Source organism: Pseudomonas boreofloridensis (assembly GCF_030580795.1).
GTDB classification, from domain to species: Bacteria; Pseudomonadota; Gammaproteobacteria; order Pseudomonadales; family Pseudomonadaceae; genus Aquipseudomonas; species Aquipseudomonas boreofloridensis.
This window is the reverse complement of the sequence record NZ_JAUQOQ010000031.1, coordinates 20,618-30,410: the sequence shown is the minus strand read 5'-3', so window position 1 is coordinate 30,410 and position 9,793 is coordinate 20,618. Positions and strand designations below refer to the sequence as shown.

9 protein-coding genes are annotated in these 9,793 nt (G+C 65.2%); 2 read left to right on the top strand and 7 right to left on the bottom strand.

The features are described from left to right. Nucleotides 1-382: 382 nt before the first annotated feature. Genes tcyN through tcyJ form a run of 3 tightly spaced genes read right to left on the bottom strand, consistent with a single transcriptional unit; the run spans nucleotide 383 to nucleotide 2,606 of the window. Nucleotides 383-1,144, bottom strand: a complete 762-nt coding sequence (gene tcyN, locus Q6A47_RS22370; RefSeq protein ID WP_039581458.1) for an L-cystine ABC transporter ATP-binding protein TcyN — start codon at nucleotides 1,142-1,144, stop codon at nucleotides 383-385. 2 nt (nucleotides 1,145-1,146) lie between these two features. Beyond that, a complete protein-coding gene (gene tcyL, locus Q6A47_RS22365; protein ID WP_029612875.1) occupies nucleotides 1,147-1,812 on the bottom strand; it encodes a cystine ABC transporter permease in 666 nt (221 codons plus the stop codon). Beyond that, complete coding sequence (tcyJ, locus tag Q6A47_RS22360; RefSeq protein WP_304485418.1) at nucleotides 1,812-2,606, bottom strand: cystine ABC transporter substrate-binding protein; 795 nt, start codon at nucleotides 2,604-2,606, stop codon at nucleotides 1,812-1,814. The genes tcyL and tcyJ overlap by 1 nt, the downstream gene beginning before the upstream one ends. 234 nt (nucleotides 2,607-2,840) lie before the next feature. On the opposite strand from tcyJ, the gene epsC reads away from it, so the two are divergent. After that, on the top strand, nucleotides 2,841-3,773 hold the full coding sequence (epsC, locus tag Q6A47_RS22355) for a serine O-acetyltransferase EpsC (protein ID WP_039581456.1): 933 nt from the start codon (nucleotides 2,841-2,843) through the stop codon (nucleotides 3,771-3,773). A gap of 268 nt (nucleotides 3,774-4,041) precedes the next feature. Then, entirely contained in the window at nucleotides 4,042-6,003 is a 1,962-nt protein-coding gene (betT, locus tag Q6A47_RS22350) for a choline transporter BetT (protein WP_209435543.1), read from the top strand. Between the two features lie 57 nt (nucleotides 6,004-6,060). Here the strand turns inward: betT and tauD are convergent, their stop codons facing one another. From tauD to tauA, 4 genes are read right to left on the bottom strand one after another with little or no spacing between them, the layout of a single operon-like run. Continuing rightward, nucleotides 6,061-6,894, bottom strand: a complete 834-nt coding sequence (gene tauD, locus Q6A47_RS22345) for a taurine dioxygenase (RefSeq protein WP_116889698.1) — start codon at nucleotides 6,892-6,894, stop codon at nucleotides 6,061-6,063. 29 nt (nucleotides 6,895-6,923) lie between these two features. Continuing rightward, complete coding sequence (tauC, locus tag Q6A47_RS22340; protein WP_304485417.1) at nucleotides 6,924-7,763, bottom strand: taurine ABC transporter permease TauC; 840 nt, start codon at nucleotides 7,761-7,763, stop codon at nucleotides 6,924-6,926. Then, complete coding sequence (tauB, locus tag Q6A47_RS22335; protein ID WP_029612871.1) at nucleotides 7,760-8,551, bottom strand: taurine ABC transporter ATP-binding subunit; 792 nt, start codon at nucleotides 8,549-8,551, stop codon at nucleotides 7,760-7,762. Before tauB ends, tauC begins: the two co-directional genes overlap by 4 nt. Nucleotides 8,552-8,590: 39 nt before the next feature. Beyond that, entirely contained in the window at nucleotides 8,591-9,562 is a 972-nt protein-coding gene (gene tauA, locus Q6A47_RS22330) for a taurine ABC transporter substrate-binding protein (protein ID WP_304485416.1), read from the bottom strand. Nucleotides 9,563-9,793: the final 231 nt, after the last annotated feature.

Below are 9,793 nucleotides of genomic sequence, written 5' to 3'. Positions count from 1 at the left end.
ACACAAGGCCGCTCCCACAAAAAGACGCGCTGGATTCTGGAAATCATGCGCTGCAGATGAGTAACAAACGCATGATTACCCGGTTCCGCATGCCGCGCCGAGGATATAAAGCGAGCGCAATCTCGGTAGGGGCCAACTGTCTTTCACCTACCACCGACCCGTGGTCTTGCTCAACTTCATTGGAGTCTGCACGCCCGCGTGGGAGCGGCCTTGTGTCGCGATTGGGCCGCGTAGCGGTCCCAGATTTTCAGCTTCGCCGCTGCCATTGCCGGGACCGCTTTGCGGTCCAATCGCGACACAAGGCCGCTCCTACTGGGCCGCTGCCCAAGATTCCAGAACGCATCAAGACAGGGAGTTGCAAGGGGTGTTGCGCCACCTTGGTTCAGTCTTGCGCAGCGGCGGTGCCGAGGAACTTGCGCAGGAACTGGCGGGTGCGCTCGTGCTGCGGGTTGGCGAACAGCGCCTTGGCCTCGCCCTGCTCGACGATCACCCCCTGGTCGAAGAACACCACGCGGTTGGCCACGTCGCGGGCGAAGCTCATTTCGTGGGTGACGATGATCAGGGTGCGCTTTTCCTCGGCCAGGCCGCGGATGGTGGCCAGCACCTCGCCCACCAGTTCCGGGTCGAGGGCCGAGGTGGGCTCGTCGAACAGGATCACCTGCGGCTCCATGGCCAGGGCGCGGGCGATGGCCACTCGCTGCTGCTGACCGCCGGACAGGCGCCGTGGGTAGGCGTCTTCCTTGCCGGCCAGGCCGACCTTGGCCAGCAGTTGACGACCCAAGGCCACGGCCTGCTCGCGCGGGGTTTTCTTGACGATCACCGGCCCTTCGATGACGTTCTCCAGGGCGGTGCGGTGAGGAAACAGGTTGAAGCTCTGGAACACGAACCCGGCCTGCTGGCGCAGCCGCCGAATGGCGCTTTGCTGGGCGCTGAGCGGGCGTGCGGCATCGATGTCGATGTCGCCGATGCGAATTCGCCCCGCATCGGGCGTCTCCAGCAGGTTCAGGCAGCGCAGGAAGGTGGTCTTGCCCGAGCCGCTGGGGCCGATGATGGCGATGACTTCACCGGCGGCGACGTTCAGGTCGATGCCCTTGAGCACGGTCTGGCCCTTGAACTGCTTGGTCAGGCCCTCTACGACGATCATCTTCAGTGCTCCTGGTCATGCTGGTTGACGCGCGCTTCCATGCGGTTCTGGAAGTAGGCCAGGACGCTGCAGAGGATCCAGTAGATCACCGCCACGGCCAGGTACATGGTGAACACTTCGAAGGTGCGCGCGGTGATCAACTGCGCCTGGCGGAACAGCTCCGGCACCTGGATGGTCGCGGCCAGGGCGGTGTCCTTGACCAGCGAGATGAAACTGTTGCCCAGCGGCGGCAGGGCGGTGCGCATGGCCTGGGGCAGGATCGCCCGGCGCATGGCCTGGGTGCGGGTCATGCCGATGCTGGCCGCCGCCTCCCATTGACCCCGGTCGATGGAGGAAATGGCGGCGCGCAAGATCTCGCAGATGTACGCCGCCATGTTCAGCGACAGGCCAATCAGCGAGGCGGGGATCGGATCGAGCTCGATGCCGATCTGCGGCATGCCGAAATAGATCACGAACAACTGCACCAGCAAGGGCGTGCCGCGGAAGAACGAGACGTAGAGCCGCGCCAGCCAGTCCAGCGGCAGCATCTTCGACAGGCGCATCAGCGCCAGGGCGAAGCCCAGCACCAGGCCGAAGAACATACCGCCGACGCTGAGCAGCACCGTGTAGCCCGCGCCCTTGAGCAGGAAGGGCGCGGAGTCGATCACCAGTTGCAGGGTCTCAGGCATCATCGAGTGACATCGGCACCGAAGTATTTCTCGGACAGCTTGGCCAGCGTGCCGTCAGCCTTGAGCGTTTCCAGGGCCTTGTCGATTGCCGCGAGCAGCTCCGGTTCGCCCTTGCGCAGCGCCACGCCGGACTCCAGGCGCGAGAAGGCGGCGCCGGCCAGTTGCGTGTCCTTGGCCTTCTGCGCGTACTCCAGCGCCGCCAGGCGGTCGATCAGGATGGCGTCGATGCGGCCGTTGCGCAGGTCGGCGAACTTGCTTGGATCGTCTTCGTAGGTGCGCACGTCGGCCTTGGGCACGTCCTGCTTGACCCACTGTTCATAGTTGGTGCCCAGACCCACGCCGACCTTCTTGCCCGCCAGGTCCTGGGCGGTCTTGATGTTCAACTGCTCGGCCTTCTTCTTCAGCACCAGCGCCTGGATGCCGGAAACGGTGTAGGGCTCGGAGAAGTCGTACTTCTTCTTGCGTTCTTCGGAGATGGTGACCTGGTTGATCACCACGTCCAGGCGCTTGGATTCCAGCGCGGCGAGGATGCCGTCCCACTTGGTCGGCTGAACCTTGGCTTTGACCCCCAATTGCTTGGCCAGGAGCTCGGCCAGTTCCACTTCGAAGCCCGCCAGCTTGCCGTTTTCGTCGACGAAGCTGAACGGTGGGTAGGTGCCTTCCAGGCCGACGTTGATCACGCCTTTTTCCTGGATGGTCTTCAGTTCCTCGCCGGCGAAGGCGGCGTTGAACAGGCCGGCGCCCAGCAGGAGGGCCAGGCTGGCGTTCAGAAGGGGCTTGGTGAGTCGAGTCATGGCTGTTCCCGCACTGTTGTTAGAGTAGGTGGCGACTATAGGGGTGAGCCGTTAGCTCGGGAAATACTAAAAACGAAACCGTTATTCCGTTGCGCTATGAAACGAGCACCGGCGCTGCGGCACTCGGCGCAGAATGGAATAAAGCGGTGTTTTTTCCAAGGGAAGAATTGCCGTAGAGTGATTCGCCTATCATCAGCGCCGATTCATCCGGCCGCCGCCAGCCAGGAGACCACCGTGAGCGAACATCCTTCCACCGGCCATTGGCAATTGCCGACCATCGTCAGCGAGCTGCGCCAGGCCCGTGACCAGTGGCGCAGCCGCAATGGGCGCTGCAGCAACAAGCAGGGCGGTCGCGAGCTGCCGTCGCGCGAGGCGGTGCGCGAGATCCTCGAACAGTTGTGCGGCGCGCTGTTTCCCATGCGCCTGGGCCCGGTGGACCTGCGCGAGGAAAGCGAAGACTTCTATGTCGGGCACACCCTGGATGCCGCGCTCACCTCGCTGCTGACCCAGGCGCGCCTGGAACTGCGCTATGCGGCGCGGCACGGCACTGTCGACGTCGAGGATGTCGACGCCCACGCCTTGAGCCTGATCCAGGGTTTCGCCGCTGCCCTGCCGCAGATGCGTGTGCTGCTCGACACCGACGTGCTGGCGGCGTATCACGGCGACCCGGCGGCGCGCAGCGTCGATGAGGTGCTGCTGTGCTATCCCGGCATCCTGGCGATCATCCATCACCGTCTGGCGCACCACCTGTACAAAGCCGGCCTGCCGCTGCTGGCGCGGATCAGCTCGGAGCTGGCGCACTCGGCTACGGGCATCGACATTCACCCCGGCGCGCAGATCGGCCCGAGTTTCTTCATCGACCATGGCACGGGCGTGGTGATCGGCGAGACGGCGATCATCGGCGAGCGGGTGCGTATCTACCAGGCGGTGACCCTGGGCGCCAAGCGTTTCCCCAGCGACGAGTCCGGCACCCTGCACAAGGGCTTGGCGCGGCATCCGATCGTCGAGGACGACGTGGTGATCTATGCCGGTGCGACCATTCTCGGGCGCATCACCATCGGCAAGGGTTCGACCATCGGCGGTAACGTCTGGCTGACCCGCAGCGTGCCGGCCGAGAGCAATATCACCCAGGCTAATTTGCAGTTGGATTGTCAGGACAAGCAGTGAGGGATCAGCGGTTCCTGTGGCGATGAGCCTGGAACTGCTGACGAAAAAGCAAGGTCAATCACTCGCCCGGTCAGCGGCCAACGGTCGCATCGAAGCTCGAACCGTGTTTAACTTGAACGCTTGTTCAATTTAAAACGCTGGTCCGCTGCCGGTGTTCAACAGGAGGATTCCCTTTGCTGAACCCGTTCAACCCGAACCTTTTCACCGCTGTCGAGGTGCGCCGTCCATGAGTGCACCGACCACTTCCCTTGCCAACGGCAAGGTCCGCATGAACCCGCCGGTGTTCTATTTCGCGGCAAGCTTCATCCTTATCTTCGGTCTCGTCGTCATCGCCAATCCCCAGGCGGCGGGCGACTGGCTGCTGGCCGCGCAGAACTGGGCGGCCAACACGGTCGGCTGGTACTACATGCTGGCCATGACCCTGTACCTGGTGTTCGTGGTGGTCACGGCCGTGTCCGGCTACGGCAAGATCAAGCTCGGCGCCGACCATGACGAGCCCGAGTTCAGTTACCTGTCCTGGGCCGGCATGCTGTTCGCCGCCGGCATCAGCATCACCTTGTTCTTCTTCTGCGTGTCCGAACCACTGACCCACATGCTGCAGCCGCCCCAGGGCGAAGCGGGCACGGTCGAGGCCGGGCGCCAAGCCATGCAGATCCTGTTCCTGCACTGGGGCCTGCACGGCTGGGGCGTGTTCGCCTTCGTCGGCATGGCCCTGGCGTACTTCGCCTACCGCCACAACCTGCCATTGGCGCTGCGCTCGGCGCTGTATCCGCTGATCGGCAAGCGCATCAACGGGCCGATCGGCTATGCGGTGGACGGCTTCGGCATCATCGCCACGGTGTTCGGCCTGGGCGCGGACATGGGCTTTGGCGTGCTGCACCTCAATTCCGGCCTGGATTACCTGTTCGGTATCGACCACAGCCAATGGGTGCAGGTGCTGCTGATCGTGCTGATGATGGGCGCGGCGGTGGCCGTGGCGGTCGCCGGGGTGGAGAAGGGCGTGCGGGTGATGAGCGACATCAACCTGTTCCTGGCCTGCGCGCTGCTGCTGTTCGTGCTGTTCGCCGGTCCCACCCAGCACCTGTTCAATACCTTGATCCAGAATCTGGGCGACTACCTGGGCGCCTTGCCGCGCAAGAGTTTCGACGTCTATGCCTACGGCGAGAACCGTGACTGGCTGGGCGGCTGGACGGTGTTCTACTGGGCCTGGTGGATTGCCTGGTCGCCGTTCGTGGGGCTGTTCATCGCGCGCATCTCGCGCGGGCGCACCATCCGTGAATTCGTCTTCGGCGTGCTGCTGATTCCGCTGGGCTTCACCCTGGCCTGGATGTCGATCTTCGGCAACAGCGCCCTGGACCAGGTCATCAATCACGGCATGACCGCGCTGGGCCAGTCAGCCTTGGACAACCCGTCCATGAGCCTGTACCTGCTGCTGGAAACCTACCCCTGGAGCAAGACGGTGATCGCCGTCACCGTGTTCATCAGCTTCGTGTTCTTCGTCACCTCCGCCGACTCCGGCACCGTGGTGCTGTCGACCTTGTCCGCCAAGGGCGGGGACGCCGATGAAGACGGCCCGAACTGGCTGCGGATCTTCTGGGGCGCGATGACCGCGCTGGTCACCAGTGCGCTGCTGTTCGCCGGCAGCATCGACTCGCTCAAGTCGGCGGTGGTGCTCACCTCGTTGCCGTTCTCGTTGATTCTGCTGTGCATGATGTGGGGGCTGCACAAGGCCTTCTACCTGGAGAGCCAGCGGCGCATCGCGCAGATGCACTCGCTGGCGCCGTTCGCCCAGACCCGCCGGGGCCGGGGTGGCTGGCGGCATCGTCTGAGCCAGGCAGTGCACTTCCCATCGCGCGACGAGGTGTACCGGTTCATGGACGACGTGGTGCGTCCGGCGATCGCCGATGTGACCGAAGTGTTCGAGCAGAAGGGGCTGACGCTGATCACCCAGGACGACCCGAGCCATGACAACGTCAGCCTGAAGGTCGGCCACGGCGAGGAACAGCCGTTCATCTACCAAGTGCAGATGCGCGGCTACTTCACCCCGTCCTTCGCCCTGGGCGGCCTGGGCGCACAGGAATTGAAGAACCGCCGTTACTACCGCGCCGAGGTGCATTTGGCCGAGGGCAGTCAGAACTACGATCTGGTCGGCTACAGCAAGGAGCAGATCATCAACGACATCCTCGACCAGTACGAGCGGCACATGCAGTTCCTGCATCTGGTCAGGTAGCACGCGGCGTTGTCGTGGTGAAGGCCTGCGCGGGTCGAGGGTGACCTGCGCAGGTGTTCAGAACGGCGCATCCCCGAGAATGGTCGCGCGGTGCATCACCCGTCGCTGCGGCCGGTAATCGTCCACCGCGTAATGCTGGGTCACGCGGTTGTCCCAGAACGCCACATCCCCCTCCTGCCAGCGCCAGCGGATGCTGAACTCCGGCCGCGTGGCGTGGGCGAACAGCAGCCTGAGCAGCGCCTCGCTCTCGTGTTCGGCCAGTTCGTTGATGCGCGTGGTGAAGCCTTCGTTGACGAACAGCGCCTTGCGTCCGCTGACCGGGTGGGTGCGCACCACCGGGTGCGACAGCGGCGGGTGGTTGCGCCGGGTGGCTTCCCAGCGTGCCAGGTCCTCGGCTGTGCTGCCGAAGCGCTCCAGCGGAAACGAGCGGGTGAAGTCATGGGTGGCGCTGAGGCCGTCGAGTAGTCGCTGCAACGGTGCCGACAGTGCCTCGAACGCGGCGATGCCGCTGGCCCACAGGGTATCGCCGCCATAGGCGGGCACTTGCTTGGCGCTGAGCACCGCGCCCAGCGCCGGGGTCGGCAGAAAGGTCACGTCGGTGTGCCAGACGGCGTTGTCGCGCACGTCGGTGACCGCCGTGTCGAGGATCAGCACCTGGGGCGTTTCTGGCACGTTGGGGTAGATCGGGTGGATGTGCAGGTCGCCGAAGTGCGCGGCAAAACGCGCCTGCTGCGCCGGGGTGATGAATTGCTTGCGAAAGAACAGCACCTGGTGCTCGAGCAAGGCCTGCTCGAGGGTATCGCGCTGCTCGGGAGGGAGCTCGCGCGACAGGTCGATGCCGTCGATCTGGGCGCCCAGCGCCGGGCTGAGGGGAGTGAGGGTCAGGCTCATGTCGGGGCTCGCTATGCAGGGGGCGAAGGTCAGTGGCTCTGTCCGTGCCAGGGCACCAGGCGGCGTTGCAGGGCGCGCAGGCCCATTTCCAGGGCGAAGGCGATCAGCGCGATGAGCACGATGCCGAGCACCACCACATCGGTGACCAGGAACTGCGCGGCCGACTGCACCATGAAGCCCAGGCCGCGGGTGGCGGCGATCAGTTCGGCGGCGACCAGGGTCGACCAACCGACGCCCAGGCCGATGCGCACGCCGGTGAGAATGTCGGGCAGGGCGCTGGGCAGGATCACATGGCGAATCAGTTGCGCCCGGCTGGCTCCCAGCGACTGCGCGGCGCGCAGCCGCGCTGGATCGACGGTGCGCACACCGGTGGCCGTGGCGATGGCGATCGGGGCGAAGATCGCCAAGTAGATCAGCAGCACCTTCGACAACTCGCCAATGCCGCACCAGATCACGATCAGCGGCAGGTAGGCCAGTGGCGGGATGGGCCGGTAGAACTCGATCAGCGGGTCGAGCACGCCGCGCGCCACGCGGTTGCAACCGATGGCGACGCCGACCGGAATGGCCGTCAGCGTGGCCGCCAGCAGGGCGGCGCCGATGCGCCCGAGGCTGGCGCTCAGGTGCTGCCACAGGCTCATGTCCATGTAGCCCTGGGTCAGTAGCACCCAGCCCTTGACCAGAATATCGCCGGGCGACGGCAGGAACAGCGGCTCGACCCAGCCGGCGGCCGTCACCAGCCACCAGGCCATTAGCAGACTGGCCAGGGTCAGGGCGCTGATCCAGCGGGTCGACAGCGCACGTCGTGGGTTGACGGTGGGCGACGCCGAGGCGTGCGCTTTGCCGGTGACCGGCAGCTCCAGCGTACTCATGCGGACTCCTCGCGGTGCACACCGCGTTGGGCGAACACGCGCGACAGCACGTGCTCGCGGGTTTCGATGAAGCGCGGGTCGGACTTGATCGCCCGTGCCGATTCGCCAGCGGCGTAGCGCTGGCCGAAGTCCAGTTGCAGGCGCTCGACCACTCGTCCCGGATTGGGCGCCAGCAGAATCAGGTCGCTGGCCAGGAACACCGCTTCTTCGATGTCATGGGTGATCAGCAGCACCGGCTTGGCCGTGCGCTGCCACACCTGCAACAACAAGGTCTGCATCTGCTCGCGGGTGAAGGCATCGAGGGCGCCGAACGGCTCGTCCATCAGCAACAGCCGTGGGTCGGCGGCCAGGGCGCGGGCCAGGCCGACGCGCTGTTTCTGGCCGCCCGAGAGTTGCCAGGTGCGCCGCTCGGCGAACCCGGCCAGGTCGACCAGGGCCAGCATCTCGCGGGCCTTGGCTTCACGTTGTGCGCGGGGAATGCCGGCCAGTTCCAGGCCAAAGGCGACGTTGCCGAGCACGGTCTGCCAGGGCAGCAGCGCGTCGTCCTGGAACACCACGCCACGGTCGGCGCCGGGGCCGCGCACGGGTTGGCCATCGAGGGTGATGCGCCCGCCGCTGGGCGCGACGAAACCGGCGATCAGGTTCAGCAGCGAGGTCTTGCCGCTGCCCGAGGGACCGAGCGCGACCAGCAGTTGGCCGGGGGCCAGGGTCAGGTTGATGTCATCCAGCACCGGGGTGCTGGCGCCGGGGTACTGTGCGCTGATGCGCTCCAGTTCGAGCAAGGCCATGGCGGGCTCCGATTGGCGCCGCGTGGCGCCTTCAACTGATCAGTCGGGCAGGTACTGGGCGGTGACGTAGGGCGCGTAGTCCGGCAGCACCGCCTCGACCTTGCCCTGTTCCTTGAGGAAGGTCGCGGTGTGGCTGAGCGCCTCGGTGCTGGGCGCGCCCAGCAGGGCCTTCTGCTCGGCGGCCAGCGGGTAGACGTTGCCTTGCAGCAGGCCAGGGATGTCGGCGGCCTTGGCCCCGGACAACTTGGCCAGCGCGTTCACGTTGTGCGCATCGGCCAGCCAGGCTTGCGGATCCTTGCGATAGTCGGCGTAGGCGTCGAGGGTGACCTGGGCGAAGGATTTGACGATTTGCGGGTGCTGCTCGGCGAAGTCCTTGCGCACGATCCAGGCGTCGAAGGTGGGCGCGCCTTTTTGCGCCAGCTCGCCGGAGGTGATCAGCACCTTGCCGGTTTCCTTGGCCACGCCCAGGGCCGGATCCCAGACATAGGTGGCGTCGATGTCGCCGCGCTTCCAGGCGGCGATGATCGCCGGCGGTGCGAGGTTGAGGATCTGCACCTGGGCGGGGTCGATGTTCCAGGTTTTCAGCGCCGCCAGCAGGCTGTAGTGCCCGGTGGAGACGAAGGGCACGGCGACCTTCTTGCCGATCAGATCCTGCGGGGTATCGATGCCCTGGCGCGCGACCAGCGCCTCACCGGCGCCGATCTGGGTGGCGATCAGGAAGGTCTGCACCGGCACCTTGCGCGTGGTGGCGGCGGCCAGCGGGCTGGAACCCAGGTAGCCGATCTGCACGTCGCCGGAGGCCACGGCGGCGATGATGTCGGCGCCGTTGTCGAACTTGCGCCAATCGATGCTGGCGTGGCTGGCCTGTTCGTAGCGACCGGCGGCCTGGGCGACCTTGGCCGGATCGACGGTGGTCTGGTAGGCCACGGTCACGTCGGCAGCCTGGGCGAGACCGCACAGGCTGCCGAGCAGCAAAGTGGCGAACAGGCGCGGCAGGACAGGGGATGGCATGGGCGAACCTCGCGTCAAGCTGGAAAGAATGACGGCGAGCCTAAATGATCTAAGAATTCAAAAATAAATAACTTTTAAGAATTAGCTTAGGCAGCAATTATTTGTGCTCGAAGCGGTCATCGAGCCCTTGTGAAATTTTCGTGAAAGGCTAAGCTCTGACGACTTTTGTTCGAATGTGACAGGCAAAGGTTTGCACATAACCTTCAGCGATCAGCCGTCGCGCCGATACAA